Below are 25,366 nucleotides of genomic sequence, written 5' to 3' on the forward strand. Positions count from 1 at the left end.
AAATCGGAGTTTTTGTAACAAAAGTTAATATATAGGACTTAAACGTAGGCCCCAGAAACCGGGTTTTTTACGCAAATACTGAATCACAGCCTTGAATCTGCTGAAAAACCCGGTTTCTTTAGTTGGCGCGTGCAGGAGTATTGTAGGGTGCGTCAGCCCTTTCTCGTTTCCCTTACCTAGTCAGTGTTCTAGCTGACGCACCCTACAGGCCTCGTTAGTGGTTTAAATGCGTAACAGCTTATCTCCTCAATAACCGGCGATGACAGCGGAGTGGCGAGAATAAGATAATTTTTCTGATTTTTAGCTAAAACATTGGCAATATACTAATCATACAAAACTTTGGTAAATTTTGTTGTTAAAAAGGAGGAGATAGCGCTATGGATAGACTAGATTACCGCGACAGTTTACAGGATTTGTAGTGGCTTGAATTCTAATTATGAAGAGACTTGGATCGAGAAACCGGGTTTCTGCCTAAATATTTTGGTGAGATGCAAAAGTTATCGGAGAAACCCGGTTTCTGGGAGAGAGGTGCGATCGCGTTATATCAGATTTATCTCTAATTTTAGACCCTCGCTGCGAACAACCAGAAAAGATGTTTGCTTTGATTCATTTGTCAGAATCTTTGGACTCCAAAAGTTTTTGTTGCCATTTGCGTTTCATCCGCATTTTGGCAATAAAAGCACTAAACGCCAATCCACCTAATACAGTAGAAGGTTCGGGTACGGATTCGGAAACGGCTGCGGGTGTCGTTGAAATAGTGGCATCCAAACCCGTCGAGTCGAACAAGTAAGTCTGGTTGCTGCCATAACCAACAGCAAAATCAATCGTGTCACCAGCTTGAATTGTCCCAGCCGTCGCAAATGACTTGATACTAGAAGCACCAAAGCCGTTAATCAAGTTACTGAAAAGTACAATGTTGTTATGAAGAACGTGAACATCTGTTGTAGTCGGCCCAACATGATCGAGGCCGGTAAACATTGTAGCAAGTGAGTAGGTTGCCGCTTCAGGCGCAATCCAGCGGACAATACTATACTCTCCGTAATAACCGGGGTGAAACCCTAGTTGATTCGGTTGATAAGTTGTTGTCGGATGAGAATTATCTTCGGTTGCGGTTGAGTTGTGGGTGACAAAAGGCCACGAAGCTTTTGCAGGATCGTACCACGAGTCGATGGTAGGAGTCTGCTTTCCTACGTTGCTATACAGGTTGAAGTTAGATTCAAGGCTTGATGACCAGCCGTAGCGCCAAGCGCCATTGGGGTTATTGGTTAGGGAAAAGTCAGATGCGACGTTGAAAATGGCAGAGAAACTGGGTTTAGCGGCCATACCCAAGATGAAAGCCGCCATCAACATAATTTTGGTTTTTTTGAGAAGAGACATATAAATTCCTTCAGATAAGTTTTGAACGATTATTCCTCTAATCTCTAAGTTTTGTTAAGGCGATCGCACAAGCGTAGAAATAGAGGGTTGGCGAGACAGCGAGAGGGCGATCGCGTAGGGTGCAAAGGCGGATCGCGACTCGCTGGTAAAAGGGATTGGGAGTTTTTAATTTGTTGCAGGATGTTTTGAGAAGACATGATTACCTCTGAGTTTTTGATGGCGATCGCGTGGGTTTGGAATTTGAGATTAAATAGAGCGCGATCAATTCAGCAATATAGTACAAAAGAATTGTCAATTTGCAAAACCCCAGAACCTCAGATAACAACTAATCATCAAAATCAATAATTGGAACAGACTCTGGCATTGGCTTCTTGAAAGATCGTAAGTGAAAGAGTTTTAAATCAGGGAGGTTATTCATTCGAGTATCATTAATATTGGAATGAGGAGATTTGTCAAACATAAGTTCCCATGTTTGACCTTGACTTTGCACATAGACCGTTGCCTTTCCTTCTTGATTGAAAGTTACTCCTTCAGATTCAAATTTGCGAAGAGCTGTTGCTGTTACTGATTCAAGTTTTTCTATAGCAAGAGCTTCCATAACAATTGGCACTTCCAAATCAAAACCAACTTTTTTGCCTGCTACAGAATCATACGGCTTCGGCTTAGTTCTTAATTCTTCACCAAAAATATGCTTGAGAGCACCTGAGTATCCCTCTTGTTTAATCTTCTCCTTTCCGTCTACCAGAATTGTCGAGGTTTCCTTGTTGAAACCAGATGAAACATGAACATTTCCTGAAGAAGTTTTCAATATAAATTGCTGTGGAATTAAAGACAATCCAGGTGACGGAAGCGAGTTATCAATTGGTTTAATTATTGAACCAGCGCGTTCAACCATTCCCTTCGGAATACCGATAGTTAAAGGGTTCGGGGAAACACTGGTTAAACCTCGTCCAGTAGTTTCCAGTCCAAACTTTTTGAGAAAATCTTCTGGAGCAGCAGTGCCAACCTTTACAGAGCGCTGCCCGATTCCCGCTTTGAGACCGACACCCAAACCTAAAATTGCACCAGATGCTAATCCTGCAATAACAATTCCTTCCTGTTGAGATAACTTGTGAGCTTCTTCTTGAATATCTAGTGATTGATTTGAAGAATTGACAATTTTACCAGATGCTTCCCAAGCATCATAAAGAGGCTTTCCAACACTATAAAGTAACCATCCTGTCGCAACTGCATCCATTCCTACAGCTATTGGCAAAGTCAAAGGATTGGTATGCAATGCAGTCAATAAACCTGCAATTGGAGTACGAGTAGCAACACCTGATGCCAGGAAAAGTGCTAATTGTGCAGGATCAGAGAACTGCTTAAGTAGCCCTTCACCTATTTCAGCAGGCAAATTTTTTAGCGCTTCACCAAGAATTTTTTTGTAAATTTCAAATCGAGGTTTTTCCGATGATGAATAGCTTCCAATTATTCCTACAATACTCGCACTGGTACTACGACTATCAAGTATCTCTTGATAAAATTTCTCTACATCTTTAATAGAATTAGCAGTAATAACCTCTTTAGCTTGTGGTGAAATTAAATCAATTGTATGCAATTGATCTTCAGCAGAAAGATGATTAAGAATTTCAATCTCCTCTTCTGGAGTCGAAACCCCAATCATTTCAATTGCAAAATCGAGCTTTTCTTCTTCATTGAGTGTGTCGAGCAGAGAAACTTTTTCCTCAATACTCATACTTTCCAACTCGATATCTTCTATACAAAGCTCGCATTCAGGCCCAGGCGGACATTCACACTTCTCCTTCCCTGAAACCTTCTCAACCAGCCCCTTAATATCATCCCCCCAGATATTGACAATACTCGTCAAACCCGACAACCAACCCTCAATACTCCCCTCCTTAATCGCCCCACCGATCGCCAACGCCGTATTCCCCACATCACCAATCTTCTGAATCACATTCGCGACTGCATTATTAAACACCGATGCAAGATTGCCACCTAGTGTGATCACCGCATTGAAGATATTAGAAATCGCATTAAACCAATCCCCCTTCTGAATCGCCTTAATCCCACCATAAATCTGCATCGGCAACGTCTTCAGCGTGTTAAAGACCTGATACATTGACTTTTGCAAAATGGTCGAGGATTGATTTATGACACTTTGTATTCCCGTCGCCGCAGCACCCGCCACACCACTCAGGATTTGCAAAAAGCCCATAATGCTCTCACCTGACATGATCGATCGCGCCCCATTAAATGCGCCCGAAGCGAGAGATTGCATCGCCATCAAACCCGTCCGCAAGGCTGGACTAATCGCACTACCCAAACCACCCGTAAGAGTGTTAATACCAGCCATCGCAATGCTGAAGATACCACCCAACCAGTCGCCGTTGATGATTGATTGAATCGCATTAATTCCAGCACTAGCAGCACCCAGAATTATGGAAAGTGGCTGTAAACCTGGGATAAAAAATGTAATGGCACTCAGGAGACCAATCACACCACTGACAATCCCCAAAAGTTTTTGCCAAAAAGCCTTTTTTCGAGCCTTCCGTTCCGCCACCCGCTGCTTGATAATTTGATCCAACATCTCCTTCGACTGCTTCGCCAAATCCTCAGAAATATCTACCGCTTGTTCCGCATAAGCAACCTTAGTCAAAGCCTCCATATACAGCGGTTCAATCACCTGCTTTTCACCCGATAATTCCTCAGCACGCTGCAACTCTTTCAACAATTGTTGAGAAGCACCTTGCAAATCTGTCTGAGCAGTTTGCAACAACTGATTATCCCACTGTTCCTCTAGATCGATGCGATTTATCTCAGTTTTGTAATGCTGAATTTGCCCGATCAAACCGTCCATTGCCTTCAGCAGATTTTCCTGAATATTCGCCGCTTCTTTCCCTTGCAGCGCTTCATGGATATCACCCCGCGCTTCTGCTAACAATGCCTTCAAATCCGCTGGTAAATCAGATTGCTGCTGAGTTTCCAAATCTTTCAGCGATGCCAGAAGTCCCGCTAATTGTGTTTGCAATTGCACCGGATCGTCCGTTGCTTCGAGGGTTGTCATTCCCAGATTTCCCCGCGCTTCATTTAACGATTGGCGCAGATTGTCTTCCGCTTGCAGTTGCCGCAACAGTTCGATTTTGGCAACAGTTTCTGTTCTCTGACGTGCCGTTTCTAGTCTGTCTCGCTCCATCCTCGCTTGCACTGCTTCATCAATTCCCTTCTGACGCGATTCGGCAATTTCTTGCTCTAATTTAGCTTGGGCTAAATCCAGTTTTTCGATGGTTACTAACTGAATAAACGTTTGTTCCGTTTGTTCGCGGATGCGGGTAATCCCATCGAGACGTGCTTGTGCAATGGCTAATTCCTGTTCTTTTTTCTCCCTTTCCTCCTGGGTAGTGGCAATTTTGTCATTCAAATCGCTCAATATTTTAGCAGCCGTTTCTTGCTGTGCTTGCAGCGTTTTCATCTGTGCTTCAGCAGTTTTTCTCGCTGCTCCAAAGGCATCAGCTTGTGCTTGAGCGCGACGCTGCAATTCCCGATTTACCAGCATTTCCTGATAGTATCGATCGGCTAAAATCCGGTCTTGGGGCTGCGCTAAACCGGGACTGCTTTTGCTACCTCTGTCGCTGGCTAAGTCGCTGTAATCGCGATAGTAAATCTCTGCCGCCGTCGCCATGTCGTTCTGCTTAGCCACGTCTAACAGTGCTTTGGCTTCTTGGAAACCCGCGTCAGTTGCTTGCTGCAATCGCTGCAAAATCTGGAACTCAAAGTTATTGACTTCTTGCTGTTTTTGTGCAGCTTGCAGCGTGTAATTAGCATTCGCCTGAGTTGCTTCTACCAACGCTTTCAGAATCTTTTGATTTTCCCTCGCTAGTTTGAGATGCTCATCATTTTGCACCAACAAATCTTCCTTCAATTGTTGCAATGGTGCGGTGAGAATCTTGCTAGCAGCTTCAGCTTGTTCTGCTAAGCGCTGGGCTTCGGCTAAAGCAGCGCGGGCATCTTGCAATTGTTTCTGCAAATTGCTAGTGTCGGCATCGGGGTCTTTGGTGTAGGCGTCAAGTAACCTTTGTTCGGCAATAATTACCTCATTTTGTGCTGTTAACAGCGTCCGTTTTTGAGTCAGCGCGGTTTGCTGGGCGGTGAGGATTGCAGCTTTATTTGTCACTAGCTGCAAGGTTTGTTTTAACTGTGCTTCTTTGCTATATAAGTCTTGCAAACCGTCTACAGTAGCACCTTGTTTGACAAATTCGGCAATTTGATTAGCAATTGCCTGCTGTTGCTGTTTCAGGGAATCAATTAGCGCTTTCGTGCCTGCTAATTCCGGTGCTAGGGCTACACTTTGCCGCTCAACCCATTTTTCTACATCTGCAATTTCTTGCTGAGTTTCTATGGCTTGTTTGTTGAGTTCCCCGCGACGTGCCAGGATATCAGCAACAGCAGCCCGATACTCCTCAGAATTAGTATCGTATTCTTCCCATTGTTGCTGCACTTTAGCATTTTGGGCGGCGGCTTCAGACTCGGCTTGTTCTAACTGTTGCTTCAGCGTTGGCAACAGCTTTTCTAAGAATTCAAGTTGAATTTTGTCACCGGGAATCGACTTGCGAGCCTCTTCTAATTGTGCAAAGAAATTGCGGGCTTCTGTAACAGGAGGTTGAGCTTGATTTGCCGCATTATTTGCGTCAGTCCACTGTTTTGCCAGCGGTTCGATGCGCTCTTTTTCCTTGCGCCATTTATCGGCTTCTGCGAGATGTGCAATTCCTTGTTGCCGCAACTGGGGAAATAGCTTAGAGTAACTATCCCAAAGAATCCAATTATGGTCAACGTGCGTTACCCATTCACATTTTCTCTTGCCACTCCTGCCTCGGTAACAGCGTTCTTCTGACCAATAGGGACTAGATTGCCAATTGGCGCGATTTCTGTTAATAACAGACCAATGATATGCTGCTCGTTGTTCGTACCAATCAGCTTGTGCTAAAGCTGCATAACCTTGCGCTTCGTGGGATGCTTGTTCGGCTTTTGCTTTATCAAATAGTGTTTGATTTGGATTTCGCCCTTCGACAGCATCAGCAGCTAACAATTCATCCACTCTTGAATTTAACAACTTGGATATGTGCGGATCGGGGCTGCGTCCTTCTAAAGTTGCTCCTTGCAATAAATCGATCGCAGTGCCATTGTCGGGATGCTCTTCTAGGAATTTTGAACGCAATGTTTTTACTTCTGCGTTAACATCATCATTCGCCTGTTGTTTGAGAAGATCGGCTTGTTGGCGCAAGTTAGTTGCTTGTTGAGTTAGGGCTGAAGATTGATTTTGAGCCGCTTGAACTTGTTGTTGCAGCGAATTCATCTGGTTGATAATGCCAGCATAACTAGGATAAGCCTTCAAAATTGATGTCAATTGGTTGGCTAGATTGATGTTTGATTTTTGAGCAAAAGGAGATATCCCCTGAACATTATTGCTTTGGTTCGATCGATCTAATAAATTCCTAATTGCTAGTGGGAGTGTATTTTTTAGGGCTGCAATTTGTTGCGTCAAAATTGCAGCGCGGTTAGACTCCGATGCAGCCTGTTTCTGCAAGGATTCAGCATTGGTGAGTAAAGTCTGAGCTTGAGCTAACTTAGGTGATTTAGCTTCTAATATCCCTTGATACTGTTGCTGATAACCCTTCAATTCCTGCGATTCAACACCGTAACGCATCGCGATCGGAGCAATTTCTTGCCACAACTCTTCATCCTGTTTGATGCGGAGTTTAATTCGCTCGATCGCCTCCTCAGTAGGAGTAACACTATCATCCAGTGCATCCGCACGATTTTCCACAACTCCAAGAGTCTTAATTCCATCTTCCAGATTCGCATGACTCCGCTGATAGTCACCGTAGGGATCGGCAAATCGAGCGTCAATTTCAGTTATCAAAGCATCAACAGATCGAGACAGTTTTTGCTGATTTTCGCCCAATTCTTTCGTCATCGGGTTGCCTTCTAATAGCGCTTTAGTCGAGTTATTGACGCTATTAGTTAAATCTTCGCGAACTCGATCGCTCAGTTGGGCATAAGCTAGCACGGTATTATCTTTAATTGCCGTCTCCGCCACGTTTTCGGAATTCAGTTGAGACTGCAAAGCATTGAGGCGATTTTCATTGCTTTCTAACTTCTGGCGGATTTCTAATTCTTGCTTTTGGCGCAAGGGAAGCAGGGCATCTGTTGCCTGTTTCAGCAATTTTTCTAAATCGTCAGCAGTAGTGAGACTCGATGCTTTTAAGGCTTCTAAACTGCTAATTTGAGATTTTGACAGCTCGATCGAACTCTTCAGATATTCTTGCTCCTCTGGATCGGTTGTATTGGCGAGTTGCTGTTCCCAATTAGTAACTAAGTTATTAATGCTGTCGATTTGATTTGTCAAATCTTGACCTTGACCGCGCAATTTTTGCAAATGAGTGTTGACTTGCGGCTCGACTTGTGTTGCAAAGAAATCAACATCCGATTCGGAAGCCAGCATTCCCAAACCAATTAACTGACGCAGTGAAGTTGATTTTAATTGAGTTGTTTGCGCCATTTCTGCGGCCAGATTTGCGGCCTGAGACGCTGCATTTTTGATGGTTTGAATCAGTTGATTTTCGCGATTTTGCAGGGGTTGCAAGCGCTGATTCACAGATGCGATCGCACTTTGCACTCGATTAAACTCTGCCTCAAGTTGCGGCATCCCTCCCAGCGCTTGTAACTGGGAGTTCAGACTGGCAATTTGTGACTGTTGATCTGCCGCTTTCTGAGTTAGTTCGTTAATTTTCTTGGCTGCATCTTGACGGCGCTGCCACAATTTGTTCCGCTCATCTGCGATAAATGAAGCTGTTTGCAAATGACTGCGAGCGGCCGCAGCTTCGCCAGCATTGTAAGCCCAAGCACTGCCATTCCAATACCAGGTTTTTTGCCGACTTGCATCAGCCAAATTCAAGAAAGAGCGTTCCGCTGCTGCGAGTCCAGCATCGTTATCCATCGCACTTTGAATCACTAAATTTTGATTGCCGATTTGCAGATTGGTAAAAGCGAGGGCTTGTTGAGTATCGGCAAGAGATGTTTGGAGCGATCGACCTTTTTGCAGATTCTCTTGAGCGGGCTTTAATTGTGACTGCAAATCTGCCAATAGTTGCCTGTCTGCCGATCCAGCTTGACGGGTGGCTAATAAAGATTCAGTAGCAGTTACTTGAGTTTGATTTGCTTGCTGCCATGCGTTCCAATCCTGCTGGTATTTAGTTTGTAAAACACCAGTACGATTGAGAACATCGAGGCGACTTTGCAGGCGATCGACTTCACCTTCAACTTGCTCCAAGTATTTATTAGTTAGTTCGATTTCGCGATATTTGTCAATCAGTTTTTGTTCGGTATCAGCTTTTTGTTGATTCAGCTTATCCAAATCTTTGACAAGATTATCCCGTTGCTGTTGTTGTTGAGAGAGTTGGGTATTTAATCCTGATAGCTGAACTAAAAGGTTTTTGTCTGTTTCCAGTTTGCCTATTTGTTGTTGAGCCACAGCAATTTGAGGCTGCAAAGTGGCATTTAGTTGTTGTGCATTTGAGCTAGCTAAATCTCGTTGTTGTGCAGCATTATTAGCAGCAGCTTGGGCGGCATTTCGAGAGATGGCTGCTTGTGGATTTGGCAATCGTCCTTCGTATCGACCATAGGAGAGATAATGTCGATAAGCTAATGCGTGGTTCCAGCCAAAAGCCTTTGCAACATCAGGGTTATGAGCTAGATAAGCATGGGCATTAAACACATAAATCTGACTATTCCACCAATCTGCTGCTGCTTGTTGTCCTTGTCGTTCCCTTTCCCAGAAGTTAGCAGCAGCAAAGGCTTGACCGATCTGATTTTGATAGCCTTGTACCGCCGATTTTTGCTGCTGAATTGCGGTATCTGTAGATGCGATCGCATTTGGAATATTTGTTAGTTGTGCTGCGGAAATTGTCGATAGATTCGATTTAGTTTGGGCGATCGCACTTTCTGTCCCTTCAATTTCCTTGTCTTTATCGACAATTTGTTTTTGTTTCTCTGGAATCTGTTTTTCTAAATCGGCTTTCTTCAAACCCAATTCGCGATATTCCTTCTGGAATACAGCCAGAGATTTCTCAGTTTGTGCTTGCTCGGTTTTACCTTGAGTTAAGCGATTATTTAAATTATCAAAACCAGCCAGGAAATTCGCGCCACTTCCTTCGATCGACTTCAAAAATGCAATTTTAGCTTGAGGATTGAGAGATGCAGGTGCGGTTTCGAGAGTTTTGATTAAGTCAGCTATTGCCAATCGTTCCGGCGAATCAGCCAAAGCCATTGCTAACTGGTCGCGCTGCAACTTCGCCCAACCCAATTCTTGCTCTAAATTCTGCAAATAATTTCGCCAGTTGTTCAACTGTTGCTGCAAACTATCGCTGGGATTTTTCTGCAATTGATTCTGTAACTCTAAAACTGTCTTGAACGCATCCAATTGTTCCGATTCTAATTTCTCAATTTGTTTGTCAACCGCCAACAATCTCTCGCGATAGGGCAATAAGAAACCAGCAGTTTCTAAGAAGTTTTGCAAATTCTTCGCAGCTTCCGCTTTCTCAGCTTGAATTGCCTCTAACTCAGCTTGACTTGCTTTCAATCGATTTTCGGTTGCATCAGTTAACTGCTGTTGCGCGGGAATCTTTTCATTCTCCAGCCTTTGCAGTTCTTTTTGGGCTAAATCGATTTCTTTAAACAGCGTTTCTAACTTTTGCCTCTGTACCGGATCGTGCAAAGCAAACAAATCTTTTTCCGCTTGCAACCGTAACACATCTGCGGCAATTTCATAGTCAATTCCCTGTTTCAAAACAGGCCAATCTTTAATGTTAGTTTTTAACTTTCTTGCCTGTTCTTTCAGGGCGCTTGCTTGTTGCTCTGCTTGTTTGGCTAATTGTCCGTAAGCTTGGGATTCCACAGCAGCTTGATTAGCTAATTGTTGAGCCATATCTCGCGGTGCAATATGTTCGGGATAGTGTACATCTCCATAAACAGGTTCGGTATTTTTTCCAGAACGACCACTACGTTTAGTACCTATTTGTTCCCGACGATTTATTAAAGAATTGTGCAAATTAGCTTGAGCTTGATTTTGCTGTTGGCGCGATGCAGCAATCGCAGCTAAATTAGCATAATTTTCAGCAATCTTTGCTTGTTGTGCGGCCTGTGCTTCCAAAATTTGCAAGACTCGATCGGCTTTATTCAATCCATCTTCACCGAGATTAGTTGGTGTTTCTTCTAGTAATTGAGCGTAATTATTTAAAGCAGTTTGCTGCTGTGTGGCTTGCTGGGATAACTGCTGCAAACTTTGAGAATTTTCAGTAGCAATTTGAGCTTGCCATTGCGATTGATTTTTCTGTTTTAACAAGTTCGGGTCATTTCCCCAACCCCAAACTTCTCGACGGCGACCGGATATGCCTCTGCTTTTTTCTGAACCAATAGGTTGCCAGCGAGCGGGATTAATGTTGCTAGAAATCGCGCTAAATCTTGCCGCTTCTGCACTTTGAATCGCTCCTTGTTGTTGGAAATTAGAGGCAAATTCCTGTTGTTTATTGGCTGCTTCGCGCCAAGGTGCGGGATCTGTTTGCAAATTATCGCCGACATTGGCAAAAGGATTGAGCAATTTAGCTTGAGCTTTTGTCAAATCTGTTTCAGCTTTGGCAATTTGTGCTTGAATTGACTCTAGCAGTTTTTGAGTTTCTGCCTCTAAAGCCGATTTATCTTTGCCGAGTTTAGCTAATCTTTCTTCAATTTCTTTGCGTTGAGTTAACAGTTTTTGCAGTCGCTCATTTTCAATTAAATAATGATTGGTTGCTAGGGCTAATTCTTCGACTCTTTGCTGGTGGTGAGCGTCAGTAATTCCAGCCTGCGTACTAACTTCTCGATACTTATTCAAAGCATCAGCAATTTTCTGAACTGCATCAGCTTGCAAGTCAGATAAAGTGAGAGATGGATTGCCTAAATCTGCTAAATTTTGCCACTGTTCGAGTAAATCTTCCTGGGCTTTTTCTAAGTCTAAAATCGCTTTTTGAGTTGGCTCAGATGCAGCTCTTGCTAGCGTCTCAACGCGCCCTTCTCCGCTAAACAAACTTACCTGAATCCCTGGTTTTACTGGTTCTGGGGGTTTCGGTTCAAGTGACAAAGCGCGATCGATCGCACTTTTGACATCTACCAATCCCGCCCCAGTTTCTTTGTCCCATCCAGGTACATTCAAATCCGCTGCGGTATCTATCAATAATTGCTTGACTTGTGTCAAGCTCAATGCAGGATTTGCCGCCCAAACTAAAGAAGCTGCTGCTGTTACATAGGATGCCGATCGCGAAGTACCGACAAAAGCATTAGCATCCTTCGCCCAGGAACCCCCAGGAGCCATTAAATCCAGTCCTTCACCGTAGGCAGAATAGTCAGTTTTTGACTCAAATTGATTAACAGCACCGACAGTAATAATGTTATCAAATTGCTTGCTAGCTTGCCCTAAAGCTGACATGACACCGCCAGTATTACCTGCGGCAACAACTAGCAAAACGTTATTTTCGCGGGCGTATTGAATGGCGGTTTGCTCTTCAGGAGTGAGCTCGTAACGAGTGGTAATGCCGATATCATCTAATTGGGATAAATCGAAACTGAGATTTGCGATCGCCCGATTTTCACCCTTGGCTTTCACTTCATCTACAAACCGAATTAATTGCTCCGCCCAATTCCCGCGATCGACCGTAAAAGTATCGTATTTAGCCTGAGAATTTATCGAAGAAAATACAGAAGTCACCCGCTGAAGGTGCTGTCCTTCAGTAAAGTCAATAAACCCAACTTTCGGCTGTTTAGCATCAGATGGAAGCAGAGAAATCGCCTCATCAGCATTCAACAAAAACTCATCCAATCCCGTCGAATCAGGATGACTCAAAGCTTCCCCTAAAGACACTGACAGCCCGAATTCCGCCGCTACTTCTGGACTTTGCAGCAATTGTTGGATTGTCGGTATATTGCTCTGACTGATGCCGAGTTTAGCGAGGGAATCTGGCTTATTAAATAGCGATAGAGCATCGGGATATTGTGTTAATACAGTTGTCAATTTTTCCAGAGATTCTGCTGCTGCATCGCTGTTCAAAACTTCGCTGAAAGTTTCCGAACTTTGATTAATAACCTTGGTAAAATCTGTTAGGGCATTATTGATATCGGCAACTGATTCCCCAGAAAGATTGCTAGTAGTGACTGCAAAGTTATGAATAACAGAATTACCTGCCGCATCCGTTGCTCGAATTACAACATCTGTTACTCCCGATTGCGGCAATCCTGTAAGTTGTAAATTATTACTCTGCAAGTTAACAGCCAAAGATGGACTGTTACCCTCAACTACTTCATACTTTAAAGTGCTAGCTTCCGGGTCAATAAATACTTGACTGATGTCGATCGTGCGCGTAGGCTGTGCGGGAGTTAACGCCACATCTGCAACGGGTTTAATCGCAGGAGGTTTATCATTAACTACGGCTGTATTTAGAATTTCTTGACCTGCTTTTGACTCCAGCCATTGAGTATTACCATTGACATTTGCTGCCATTTCTGGTACATTAGCAGTCGCACCAGTGATGCTAAAAATTAAGTCATTAAAATCGCGATCGCCCGAATTTCCCGGTATATCTTCCCAACCAAAAGTATTGCCTTTACCGGTGAAATCAGCCAGCATTGCTTGACTGTTGGGATTAGCTGCTGGAATTGAAAATAGGGGAGTTTTATCCGCCCAAGAACCGGGAGATTCCGATATCTCTTTTACAGTAGCATTAGGAACTAACATCAGAGCAAATTTTGCCCCAGGAGTCATGGCAAAAGTTTTGACACCTTGGTACGGGCCGATGTTAACATTAGGTTCGCCAAATTCACCGCTAAATCTCGCACCTTCCAGGCGATCGCTAATCGCAATATAACCCAATTCTGAATTGCTTAAGGCACGTTTAATCGCTTCTTGTTGAAAAGCATCGGAATTGAGCGGATATTGCTCCATGCCTGATAAGTTAATTAGGGCAATTTCGCCTTCATAAAAGCCAGCATCAACTTGGAAATCAAAGCTGACTTGACCAGTTTTATCAACAGTCCATACTCCTGGTGAGAGATTCAGCGAGTTATTTGTAGGAATATTTATTCTTTTTTGCGTGATTTCTGGATTTAGCAGAATAACTGGATTTTCAATTTTATCTGTTTCGGCTGTTGGCTGGTTTGGATTAGTTTGTGTTTGAGGTTCAGTTAAATTTGATGGTTTTTCTGAAATTATCGCGTTTTTATTTATATCGACTTTATGTTGTACGAAAACAGACGCTATCGACTCTTTTTCTACTTCAGCTTTCACCGCAGGCGTGACAGTTTTCTCCGCAGTAGCAACTTCGGTTTTGGTGACAGATTCAGTTGCAGGGGAAACAGGGGCGATCGACTCTTTTTCTGCTTGATTCTTTCCCGTTTCTAGAAAAGAAACCGGGTTTTTTATTGAGTCTGTTAGTTGGGGTGCAGTATTTGTCGAGAAAAACCCGGTTTCTGAGCCCTCGCGATCGGTTTTATTTGAAGTTGTTACTTCAGTTTTTGAAACAGATTCTGTGGGAGTAAAAACAGGTACAATCGACTCTTTTTTCTCTTCAGCTTTCACCGCAGAGGCAACATTTTTCTCAGCAGTAGCAACTTCGATTTTGGTGACAGATTCAGTTGCAGGAGAAGGCGCGATTGACTCTTTTTTTTCTTCAACTTTCACCCCAGGCGTGACAGTTTTTTCCGCATCATTAACCTCAGTTTTGGTGACAAATTCAGTTGTGGGAGAAACAGGGGCGATCGACTCTTTTTTTTCTTCAACTTTCACCCCAGGCGTGACAGTTTTTTCCGCATCATTAACCTCAGTTTTGGTGACAGATTCAGTTGCGGGAGAAACAGGCGCGATCGACTCTTTTTTCTCTTCAACTTTTACCGCAGGCGTGACAGTTTTTTCCGCATCATTAACCTCAGTTTTGGTAACAGATTCAGTCGCAGGGAAAACAGGTGCTATCGACTCTTTTTTCTCTTCAACTTTCACCGTAGGTGAGACAGTATTAGTTGCTGATTTAGCATCTTCTTTTGCAGGCTCTAACTTCGGTGCAGTGTAGGGTTTCTCATAAGCAATCAAAGCCTGACCCATATCGGTTTTGCGCCAATCTTTTTGGGCATTAATTACTTCATCCAAAAGTACGGCTTTACCGGTTGCACCCCGCACCTGAAATACGAAGTCATTATAATCTCGATCGCTCCCGATATCGACCCGCATATCCTCCATTGCAAAAATCTTGCCGCTACCCGTTACATCAGCAATTTGACCGACATGAAATCCCTCTGCTGGATTCGCCGTCACCATCGAAAATAAAGGACGTTTGTCTCCTCCAACAGTCGGATTGTTCAACACTTCTTGTACCGTTCCATTCGGCACTAACATCACTCCAAATTCATCGCCCGGAGTCATCCCAGAAGTCTTAACTCCTCCGTAATTTCCATCGTTATAATTGCCTTCAGGTAAATTACCCGTAAATCTTGCACCTTCAGTCAAATCATTAATTACGACATGACCTTTTGTTGAGTTGCTAAGTGCTCTCGCAGCCGCTTCTTTGATAAACGCTTCCGAACCGGGAGCAAGTTTCTCCATTCCTTTGAGGCTGATGATAGCTAATTGACCCTTATACAAACCGCCGTCAAACAAGAAATCAATTCCGACTTGACCGGTTGAGTCAACAACAAATTTCCCTGATGTAAAGGAATTATCGGTTGCTAAATTCGATCGAGGAACTGTTGGAGTTAGTTCTTTGGGTATTTCAACAGCAGAAACTTCTGTTTTGTCGGTAGATTTTTTGTTGCTTTCCGTACTGTTACTTGGAGATGTTTCTTGCTTGCTGTCTTTGCTGGTAGCGGTGGCTGTAGCGATAGGTTTATCTGCTGTCGAATTATCAGCTTTAATAGCTGCTGAACTGGCTGTTTCTTTCTTATCTGAAACAGAAGTAGTTTGGTCGATCGCACTTTCCGGCTTAGTTTCCTTGTCAGTTAATGCAGTTGTTGTGGCTTTAGTTTCAGCAACAGAAGGAGTTTGGGCGATCGCACTTTCCGGCTTAGTTTCCTTGTCAGTTAATGCAGTTGTTGTGGCTTTAGTTTCAGCAACAGAAGGAGTTTGGGCGATCGCACTTTCCGGCTTAGTTTCTTTGTCAGCCAATGCAGTAGTTGTGGCTTTAGCTTGGGAAACAGCAGGAGTTTGGGCGATCGCACTTTCCGGCTTAGTTTCTTTGTCAGCCAATGCAGTAGTTGTGGCTTTAGCTTGGGAAACAGAAGCCGTTGAGGAAGTCGCTGTTTCTACTTTAGTTTCTTTGGCGGCTGAAGTAGCGGGAGTTTTCTCGGATGTTGTTTTATCTGTATTCTGAGGATTAGTCAAAGCATCGGTTGCTGAAAGAGTGTCATCTTTGGTTACACTTAACGGTGCATCTTTGCTGATTCCAGTTAAGGTATCTTTGACATCTGCCTTTGACTTTTCTGCAACAGTTTTGCTATCTGTCGATGTGTTTAAACTGCTTTTTGATGGATCGGAAACAATTAATGAATCGTCGGTTTTTTTGTCGCTAATTGCAGGAGCGCTAGCACTTTTTGAATTGAGAGGCTCGCTGGAACTGGATAGCTTGTCTGTTGCAACAACTGGCTGAGTTTTGCTGTCAATTAAAGCACTACCGCCAATATTTTGACTGTTGCTGCTGCTTAAAGGGTTGAGAATGGAATTTTTGGCAGCACTTCCCGGTAAAGTGTCAGGTTTTAAAACATCGATCGGCAAAAGGTTGCTAGAAACTTCATTCGTGGTAGCCATTGAAATTGCACTCCTAGTCTGTGATTGAATTAAAAGTGAGACAATGAACTGAAATGGGGCGATCGCTCGTTTTTCTAAAAGTGCGATCGGTCGGTTATTACTACTTACGGAATCCGAGTCAACTTTTTACGCAAATCTCGGAACTTTTTTTGAAAGAGCGCGATCTGCCTCTTGTTATTACTTACGGAATTCGATTAAAGTTTTTACGCAAATCTGAGAACTTTTTTTCAAAAAATTTGGTGTTTGTGAGTTGTTAGTCAGCGCAAAATCCGCCAGGGAATCAATTCCCTGTTTCATAGCTAAAGTCCTCTGAAGAGGACTGATAAATATGGGAAGAATTTATGTTTTCACCTAAATGCGATCGGAATATTTGATATTATTGCGGGAGATATTTAATTAATTCTTTAGTCCGTTCAAGAAGGACTGATGATGGCGGTAATTTATCTATGTTTGGCAGTCAGTTTTTAACTTACATCTTGCACCATTTTCAATAACCTGTAGGGGCGGGTTCGCCAAGGAATTTGAAGCTTACAAATAGGTTAAATAAACCCGCCCCACCCCACGAATAACTCCCAGATACCCCTTATCGACATTATTGATGCAAGATCTAAATTTTTAACCAACTTTCGCTATGAGGCGGGGGTTTGAACCACCGCCGGACTTGTGCTATGACGCGAAACTTTAAACCCCCAATGGACTACAACGAAGTGCAATATCTCAAATTAATCAACCGTTGAATTCACAACTTTCTGTTGCTGTTTCCGCTTCATCCGCCACCTCGAAACAACAGCACCAAAAGCTAAACTACCCAACACAGTAGTCGGTTCGGGAACTGGTTCGGGAACGCTGTCAGAAATCCCACCGCTAAAGCGGAAATTATGATCGTTAAAATCCCAATCTCCTCCTCCCCAGAGATCTTCAAATCCAACATCTGCTATTTCTGGAGCGATAAAGTTGACTCTAGCATGGGGTAGTCCATCCCCATTACGGGAACCCGGCCCCATGATAAAAGTATTTCTACTATTTTGAACGTAGATCCCAAAAATCAATTCTATTCCTCTAGAAAAACTTCCTAAATTGATTTTTTTTCCCACTTCCCAATTGGTGGCAATATATTGTTTTTTGGGTTGATAAAGACTCAAATGACTGGTGTAACGAGCTGTTATTGGTCTGAGAACTTCTACAAATACATCTTCCCCTGTTGAGAAGAGTTGACCTCCAACGATCGAGCGAGCGAGAGAGCGAGGTTTTGCTGGAGGAGACATTTTTCTGAGCGCATCAATAAAATTGTCTCGGGTGAGCTTATCTACGGGCAATTTTTTCAAAAATTCGATTAAAGTCAAGTTATTAGCTTTCTGAGCAAGCAATGTCTCGGCTTCTTGTCGCTCTGTTTGTGTGGAATTTGGCGGCAATAAACTTTTGACTAAATTTGATAAATCATTCGCAGAGTTTGGGTTGTTTTTGTTGATACTTATCGGCTGCTTTAGCTGTTTTTGAAGCTGTTGCAATAAAGATTGATCGTCGTCATTGATTTTGGCTATTGATGATAATAATCCATCCACAAAAATAAGATTGGATGGTACTTTACCAGTATTTACAAAATTTTCTAGCTCGGAAACCTTGACTTCTCCACCAGGAATTAGTAAAGAATATTGATCGGGAAGTACAATAGTTGTTGCTGCTAATCCCGGTGCGGCAATTCCAAAACTAAACCCTAATGCTAAAGTCCATAAACTTCCTCGGACAAACAAATTTGAAATTGACGGCATAAATTTCACCCCAGTTTGCATAAAATAGATCGAGCCCGATCGCCCTTAAATCAAAACGACAACACTGACGGAGGGCCCGCCCGCGATCGCAAACAGTGCCCCGTCAATATTGATTACGGAAGCCGGCCAAACTTTTTACGCAAATCTCAAAACTTTTTTTCAGATATGTCTCAAACCCAGACATATCAATAAATCCGGGTTACTCACCCCCAAACAAGAAACCGGGTTTCTGGCAAAGACTGTGCATCAAAGCCAATATTTTCAGCCAGAAACCCGGTTTCTGAGAATGGTGCATATCGGCTACAACGCAGAATTTTCGTCAAAAATCCGGTTCCTGACCGCCCGATCGCCCTTAGATGTAAAGTTTTGTAACAATCATGCTCAAAATGCGTAAAAACTTGCGACTTTACCCGAAACCTAAATAGAAGTTCTACCAGACTGCACAAAAACGCCAGGAGAAGTGAGGGGATTGAGATGGAGGAAGAAGAAGAAATCGATTTGCAGCTCCAACGGCTAGCTATTGAAGCGCAAAGCCACCCAATACGCAGCCGCCAGCGAAATAGAGCATTAAACAACTTAATTCGGGAAATTCAGCGTTGTCCCAGAATTGCCCGTCCCTCCATAGATTCGCGTCTTCGTCATATTTACGAAGACATTTATAACGAAGCACTTGCGAGAACATTCGAGCATATCTGTCAAAAAATTGACACCTATGACTCGCAAAACCCGGTAATGGCTTGGGTTAATTACTTCTTTAAATTGAGATTCAAAGATGTTTCAAGGGAACGTATGAAAGAAATCAAAAACGTTGAATCACTTTCATTGGAAGATTTAGAACACAAGGCAATTCAAAGATCGCAACTCGAAATGGAAGATACCGAAATCTTTCGTGAATTAATCGAACAAGACCCAGATGAAATTTTTAGAAATAAATCGGTACGCGGTCGTCCAGATATTACATTACAAGAGGTGATTTTAGCGAGAATGGATGATGCAACCTGGGAAAATATTGGCGATCGATTTGGGATTTCACCTCAAACAGCTTCGAGTTTTTTTCAGCGAAGTTTGCGCGATCGTACCGATTACATTCGCAATAAGCTACAGTAGATTTGAGCGGTGGAGCGCTGAAAATAATGATGAGTAAAACGATCGAACCGATAACTTTCACAGTGCCGCTATCTTTTGAAGCGCACGAAATTGCCGAACAGTGCGGCAAGCAATCTAACCAGAAAAACTTCAAACAAGTTTATCTCAATACTCTCGCAGTGTACGCGCTAGATTATTATCTGCGGTGCATGGGATTCGAGACGGATTGGCCGGTGAGCGACAGCCGCAATCCGTTAATGCTGAAATTTATGGATGTAGCAGATTTAGACGTTAAACAGGTAGGAAAAATAGAATGCCGTCCCGTCTTATCCGATACAGAAATTTGTCACATTCCCTACGATGCTTGGGGAGACAGAATTGGTTATGTAGCGGTACATTTAGAGGAATCATTGAAGCAAGCAAGGCTGTTAGGTTTTACCAAAACAGCAGCTAAAGAAGTAGCTTTGAATGAAATGAGTGCGATCGAAGATTTGCTGACCTACATGAATCGCATTCAACAACTGAAACCAGTAAAATTAACGAATTGGTTTGAGGATGTTTTCGATGCAGGATGGCAAGTAATGAACGAGCTGTTAAATCCCGAACAATTGCAGCTTAATTTTAGAAACAACAGCACAGTATCGATCGAGCGCGGTCAGAAAATAGACTTGGGAATCCAGCTAGCAGAAGCCTCAGTAGCACTGGTAGTGACGCTCCCACCAGAAGCAAATTCAGAAGTAGATATTCGGGTGCAAGTGTATCCGATGGGAAATCAAACTTATTTACCTCCAGGCTTGAAAATGATATTGGTGGATGAGTCAGAAGAGGTGCTTTTGGAGGCTGAATCGAGAGAAGCTGACAACTTGATTAAGTTTGAATTTAGTTCTGAATTAAGAGAATTGTTCAGCATTACTGTAGCATTGGGAGAAGCAAGCGTGACGCAATCTTTTCTAGTGTAATAGTCTCTCGATCGCCCCTAACCGGCAGGGCGGTTTCATTCTCCAAAAAACGAGGATTCTGTAGGGGTAGTGCCCCCATGCCTACCCCCCCCACCGACCATTTTTTGGTCATTTCAGACGCTTCGGGCGGGCACGGGGGCACCGCCCCTACCAACTATCTGGGCGGGCACGGGGCACCGCCCCTACCAACTATCAACTATGTCATCACTAATCTTGCAAAACTTTCGCAATCAAAATCTCCAAGGCCGTTCTTTCAAAGGCCGGGATTTAACTAATACAGATTTTTCCGGTGCAGATATTCGAGGTGCAGACTTTACCAATGCAAATCTTGCGGGTGCTAGCTTCAAAAATGCCACAGCCGGATTAACACCTCGCAGGGTATTAATAGTAGTAATAATTGCAGCTTCACTGTCAGGAATTGGAGGGGCTGCCTCTGTATTTACTGCGGAGATTGTAGGCTCGTCTTTGATATCGATATACAACCGGGAATTCATTATCATCCTGTTTTTAGTAATGGCATTTTTATGGGTTGCGATCGTTCGTCAAGGCATCTTAAAAGCTTTGGGATATTCAGCTATTGCAGTTGCTGTATTGATAGCTTTAATTAGTGTTTTAGGTGGCATATCCGATGACGGGCATCCGATATTATCTTGGATGAGAAATTTTAGAGTTGGTTGGGTAATGGATGCTTTCAATGGTAAATTCAAGGCAGAGGGTAATTCTATTCCCTATTTAATTACAGATTTATTTCAGACTACTGCCGGAATCATGACTGTAGTAATACCTTTGTCTTTAGCCATTGCTTTAGCTAAGGTAGTGGGAGGAAACAAATTGGCAGGTTTAGTTATAGTTGAGGCAGTAGCTACAAGCGGGCTTGCTACATTTTTTACTATCAGAAATTCAACTAGGTCTTTAAAAGAGCAGCTTTTAGTTAAAGCAGGAATAGTTAATACAAACAATCAATGCAGTAGAAGTGATTTTAATGATTTTGTCGCCGATTGGTGTTACAAATTCGCCGATCCGCCTTTAGTGATTGCCATTATCACTGCGACTGTCATTTTAGCTTTAGCTTGGGTTGGATTGGGAATTTATGTCGCCAGAAGAGTGTTAGCAGAAGACGATAAATACGCCTTAATTCGCCAATTAGCAGTTATTATTGGAGGAATCGGCGGCACCAGTTTTCGCGGCGCTAAATTAGCCAATACTAACTTCACTGAAGCTATCCTCAAAAACACCGATTTTAGATTTGCGACAATCTACCGCACGCTGTGGCGTCACGCTAAGTCGATCGAATGGGCGAGAGTAGATGAAACAATATTAATTAATCCAGCAGTGCGAGATTTGCTTGTCACCGGCAACGGATATCGAAAATCCTATCAAGGCATGGATTTGAGAGGAGCAAACTTGATGGGCGCACACCTCAATTATGCCAAAATGCAAACAGCAGACCTCAGTCAAGCGACTTTAGAAGCTGCTAATTTAGAATATGCAATTTTAACTCAAGTTCAGGCGATCGGCACCGATTTTAGCAGTGCCAAAATGACAGGAGTTTGCGGTTTGGGAACTTGGAATATTGACAGCACTACTAAACTAGAATGGGTTGATTGTAAGTGGGTTTATTTACTAGAAGAACCGAAACCGAGAACCGACGATCGCGAACGCCGTCCCAGCAGCGGCGAATATAAACCCGGAGAATTTACCAGTTTTTTTCAAGAAGTTGTTAACACGGTTGACTTAATCTTCGATCGCGGTGTTGACTGGAAAGCCTTCGCCAAATCTTTGCATCAAGTGCAAGTAGAAAATCAAGATATAGAACTAAAAATTCAGAGTATTGAAAACAAAGGCAATGGAATAGTCGTCAAAGTTAGCGTACCTCCTGACGCCGACAAAGCAAAAATTCACCAAGACTTCAACCTTTTCTATGAAGAAATGCTCCAACTAATGGGAGTAGAAACACCCGCCCTGCAAAACTCCGCAGAACAGCGTCAATATTTGATGTCAGTAATGGAGGAAATGGTCAGACCTTTATCCGAACAAGTCGTTCTCTTAAGATTCGATCGAGGCGATTTGGAACAAGGATTTAAAGTAACTTCTCAAATTTGGTGCGATCGCCATCGTTACCCAATAATTTTAACAAGCAATTTGCCACCTAAACCAGAACTTACGCAGCGCTATCAACAGTGGCAAGAAATGTATAAAAGTCAAATCATAAACCAAAACAGTCGCATTAAAATCAATAAAGCTCAAATCACTAACTTTTCCAAACAAGAGCTAAAAAACCTAGCGACAGAAGTAGAAAATGACGTGCAAGATTGGTTGCGATCGCCCGATTTTTCTCAAGTAGAACAGGCATTGCACGACAACTTAAAATATGATGGTGAATTGCGAATTATCGTACAAACAGAAGATAACTTGCTGCGAAAACTTCCCTGGCATCGGTGGGAGTTTTTTAAGAACTATTCTCAAGCAGAAGTTGCTTTAAGCCGCAGAGAATGTAATAGAGTCAAAAAATCGTTCCCGTCCAGAAATAAAGTAAGAATCTTGGCAATTCTGGGTGACAGTACGGGAATTAATATCGATGCAGACACGCAAGTTTTGGAGAATTTATCAGAAGCAGAAACAGTATTTTTGGTAAAACCAACTTACCGGGAACTTGAGAAGTATCTAGCCGATGAAACAGGCTGGGATATCTTGTGCTTTTCCGGTCACAGTCAGAGCGCAGTTGATGGCACTACGGGGGTGATTTATATCAATGAAACAGATAAATTAACTGTAGAACAGCTCAAACATTCTTTGAAAATAGCGATCGAACGCGGTTTAGAAATAGCAATTTTCAACTCTTGCGATGGTTTGGGATTAGGAAAACAATTAGCAGATTTAGACATCCCTCAAATTATTGTAATGCGAGAACCGGTGCCGGATGCGATCGCCCAGGAGTTTTTAAAAGTTTTTCTACAAGCCTTTGCTGGCGGCAATTCTTTTTATACTTCCGTGCGGAAAGCACGAGAAAGATTGAAAAAAAGTTGGGATGAAAAAATTCCAGGTGCTAGTTGGTTGCCTGTTATTTGTCAAAATCAAGCTGAGTCTCCCAAGACTTGGCAAGAATTATTAAGGAAGTGATTGATGGTGAGTTAAATAATTGTAAATCATATGTAAAACTCTTACTCCCTCCCCTTAGCAAGGGGAGGGTTGGGGTGGGGTAAAAAATTTATGACTGTCACAAAGGGATATATAAAACTCTTACTCCCTAAGTATTTGGGGGTTATTCGTGGGGGAGGGCGGGTTTATTTAACTTGTCTGCAAGTTTTAAGGCTGTTAGTGAACCCGCCCCTACAGCTTCTTGAAAAAGGTGCAATATCTCAGTTACAAAGAATTTTCCTAAAAAAACCCCGTTTCTGACTGCCCTACGCCCTCAAATGTAAAGCTTTGTAACAATATTCTCAAAATGCGTAAAAACTGGCGGCTGTACCCGAAATCTAAATAGGAGTTCCACCAAAGCGTACAAAAATGCCCCAGAAGTGAGGAGATTGAGATGGATGATGAACTAAAACAGCTAGCTGTTAAAGCTCAAAGCTACCCAGTCGGTAGCCTTCAGCGACAGATAGCATTAACCGCATTGATGGACGCAATTTGGCGATCGGGACAACTGGGTCATCCCCAAAGGGGTTCATGGAAGCCTGATGCTTATGAAGACATTTATAGCGAAGCACTCCTAAAAACATTTGAGTATATTCGTGAAAAGATTGACATTTACGATCCAGAAAGACCTTTGATGGGTTGGGTTAATTGGTTAATAAAGCGGCGATTTTCTGATGCCTCTGAAAAATATATGAATCAAAGAAAACTCGAAATTCCTTCCCTCGATGACCTAGACATAGAAAACATTCCACAAGAAATGCGATCGAATGAAACGCATGAAATGCTCCGTGAATTAATCCAAGAAGATCCGGACGGTGTTTTTAGAAGTGTTTCAGTGAGAAATCGCCAGGATATCACTTGGCAAGATATCGCTAAAGCCAATATATTAGATGATGAGAAATGGGATAGCATTGCTCAAAGACTTGGTGTGCGACGGATTTCAACTATTAACAGCTTTTATAACAATAATTTGCGTAAATTCAGGGATTACATTCGTAATAAATTGCAGTAATACTTAAGCAAGCAGGTAGAATCAAAAATGATGAGTAAAACGATCGAACCCATAATTTTCACAATCCCGCTATCCTTTGCGGCCCACGACATCGCCCAACAATACGCGCAACTGTCCGGCCCGAAAAAATTCAAGCAAGCTTATCTCAATACCCTAGCAGTATATGCAGTAGATTATTATCTGCGCTTAATGGGTTTTGAAACGAATTGGGAACACAGCGACAGTCGCGATTCAGTGATGCTGAAATTTCTGGATGTCGCCGATTTAGATGTTGTCGGTATTGGCAAAATCGAATGCCGCCCCGTCTTGCCAGATACTCGAAATTGTCACATTCCCTTCGATGTTTGGGACGATCGCATTTGTTACGTTGCCGTACAGTTGAATCAATCATTACAAGCAGCAACGCTATTAGGATTTACTCAAACAGCCGCCGCAGAAATCCCCTTGACAAATCTGATAAAATTTGATAACTTTCTCGAATACTTGAACGATCGAAGACAAACAGCAACTGCAAATACTAAGAGCGATCGCCCGCAATTCATTAACTTAAAACAATGGTTTGAGGGGATTTTTGAGGAGACTTGGCTGACTGTCGAACAGTTGTTTAATCCGCAAAAAGTTGAACTGATCCGCTTCAAAAATGTAGTTCCGATCGTCCGCGGCCAGCAAATTGACTTAGGAATGGAACTTGCAGGTGCTGCGGTAGCGTTGATAGTTACGTTACCACCAAAATCGGATTCTGAAGTAGAAGTTACGCTACAAGTACACCCGATCGGCGATTCAGTTTATTTACCAAAAGGAGTTAGATTGATGGTGCAAGATGAATCGGCAGAAACCGTTTTAATTGACGCAGAAGCCAGGGATGCAGATAACTTCATCCAGTTAAAAATCGACAGCGTTGAATCGGGAGAATGCTTTAACGTTACTGTTGCTTTAGGAGCAGCAAGTGTAACAGAAAAGTTTTGTTTTTAAAATCAACGTAGGGGCCGTGCCCCCGTGCCGGCCCGAAGGCCTGAAGGTGGAGGGGTAGGCACGGGGGCACTACCCCTACAAAATCCCCACCGGGGTAGGCACGGGGGTACTACCCCTACAAATCCCCGCCGGGGTAGGCATAATAACCCGGTTTCTTTTGCCAGATTCGTAACGATTG

Annotated in this window: 9 protein-coding genes; 5 read left to right on the top strand and 4 right to left on the bottom strand. The window is 42.9% G+C overall.

Annotated features, from left to right (window positions below; genetic code table 11):
• Nucleotides 1-606 precede the first annotated feature (606 nt).
• From QZ938_RS05155 to QZ938_RS05170, 4 genes are all read right to left on the bottom strand, one after another.
• A complete protein-coding gene (locus QZ938_RS05155) occupies nucleotides 607-1,377 on the bottom strand; it encodes a hypothetical protein (RefSeq protein ID WP_293348443.1) in 771 nt (256 codons plus the stop codon).
• A gap of 44 nt (nucleotides 1,378-1,421) precedes the next feature.
• Nucleotides 1,422-1,574, bottom strand: a complete 153-nt coding sequence (locus tag QZ938_RS05160) for a hypothetical protein (protein WP_293348440.1) — start codon at nucleotides 1,572-1,574, stop codon at nucleotides 1,422-1,424.
• A gap of 128 nt (nucleotides 1,575-1,702) precedes the next feature.
• Nucleotides 1,703-16,252, bottom strand: a complete 14,550-nt coding sequence (locus tag QZ938_RS05165; RefSeq protein ID WP_293365378.1) for a DUF4114 domain-containing protein — start codon at nucleotides 16,250-16,252, stop codon at nucleotides 1,703-1,705.
• Between the two features lie 722 nt (nucleotides 16,253-16,974).
• Nucleotides 16,975-18,021 (bottom strand): alpha/beta hydrolase, encoded by a 1,047-nt coding sequence (locus QZ938_RS05170; protein ID WP_293341852.1) that lies wholly within the window; start codon nucleotides 18,019-18,021, stop codon nucleotides 16,975-16,977.
• A 474-nt stretch (nucleotides 18,022-18,495) separates the two neighbouring features.
• On the opposite strand from QZ938_RS05170, the gene QZ938_RS05175 reads away from it, so the two are divergent.
• The 5 genes from QZ938_RS05175 to QZ938_RS05195 all read left to right on the top strand — a co-directional run bounded on the left by QZ938_RS05175 (nucleotide 18,496) and on the right by QZ938_RS05195 (nucleotide 25,188).
• On the top strand, nucleotides 18,496-19,128 hold the full coding sequence (locus QZ938_RS05175) for a hypothetical protein (protein WP_293348434.1): 633 nt from the start codon (nucleotides 18,496-18,498) through the stop codon (nucleotides 19,126-19,128).
• Nucleotides 19,129-19,154: 26 nt separating this feature from the next.
• Nucleotides 19,155-20,066, top strand: a complete 912-nt coding sequence (locus QZ938_RS05180; RefSeq protein ID WP_293348431.1) for a DUF1822 family protein — start codon at nucleotides 19,155-19,157, stop codon at nucleotides 20,064-20,066.
• Nucleotides 20,067-20,264: 198 nt separating this feature from the next.
• On the top strand, nucleotides 20,265-23,186 hold the full coding sequence (locus QZ938_RS05185) for a pentapeptide repeat-containing protein (protein ID WP_293348428.1): 2,922 nt from the start codon (nucleotides 20,265-20,267) through the stop codon (nucleotides 23,184-23,186).
• Between the two features lie 412 nt (nucleotides 23,187-23,598).
• The gene (locus tag QZ938_RS05190) at nucleotides 23,599-24,216 is read left to right on the top strand and encodes a hypothetical protein (RefSeq protein WP_293348425.1); all 618 of its coding nucleotides are present in this window, start codon (nucleotides 23,599-23,601) and stop codon (nucleotides 24,214-24,216) included.
• A 27-nt stretch (nucleotides 24,217-24,243) separates the two neighbouring features.
• A complete protein-coding gene (locus tag QZ938_RS05195; protein WP_293348422.1) occupies nucleotides 24,244-25,188 on the top strand; it encodes a DUF1822 family protein in 945 nt (314 codons plus the stop codon).
• Nucleotides 25,189-25,366: the final 178 nt, after the last annotated feature.

The organism is Microcoleus sp. CAWBG27 (assembly GCF_020883145.1).
Lineage (GTDB): Bacteria > Cyanobacteriota > Cyanobacteriia > Cyanobacteriales > Microcoleaceae > Microcoleus.

Excerpts from the sequence above, each read along its gene's own strand:
- QZ938_RS05160 (WP_293348440.1), bottom strand. The coding sequence starts at position 1,574 with ATGTCTTCTCAAAACATCCTGCAACAAATTAAAAACTCCCAATCCCTT.
- QZ938_RS05155 (WP_293348443.1), bottom strand. The coding sequence starts at position 1,377 with ATGTCTCTTCTCAAAAAAACCAAAATTATGTTGATGGCGGCTTTCATC.
- QZ938_RS05180 (WP_293348431.1), top strand. The coding sequence starts at position 19,155 with ATGATGAGTAAAACGATCGAACCGATAACTTTCACAGTGCCGCTATCT.
- QZ938_RS05190 (WP_293348425.1), top strand. The coding sequence starts at position 23,599 with ATGGATGATGAACTAAAACAGCTAGCTGTTAAAGCTCAAAGCTACCCA.
- QZ938_RS05170 (WP_293341852.1), bottom strand. The coding sequence starts at position 18,021 with ATGCCGTCAATTTCAAATTTGTTTGTCCGAGGAAGTTTATGGACTTTA.
- QZ938_RS05175 (WP_293348434.1), top strand. The coding sequence starts at position 18,496 with ATGGAGGAAGAAGAAGAAATCGATTTGCAGCTCCAACGGCTAGCTATT.
- QZ938_RS05165 (WP_293365378.1), bottom strand. The coding sequence starts at position 16,252 with ATGGCTACCACGAATGAAGTTTCTAGCAACCTTTTGCCGATCGATGTT.
- QZ938_RS05185 (WP_293348428.1), top strand. The coding sequence starts at position 20,265 with ATGTCATCACTAATCTTGCAAAACTTTCGCAATCAAAATCTCCAAGGC.
- QZ938_RS05195 (WP_293348422.1), top strand. The coding sequence starts at position 24,244 with ATGATGAGTAAAACGATCGAACCCATAATTTTCACAATCCCGCTATCC.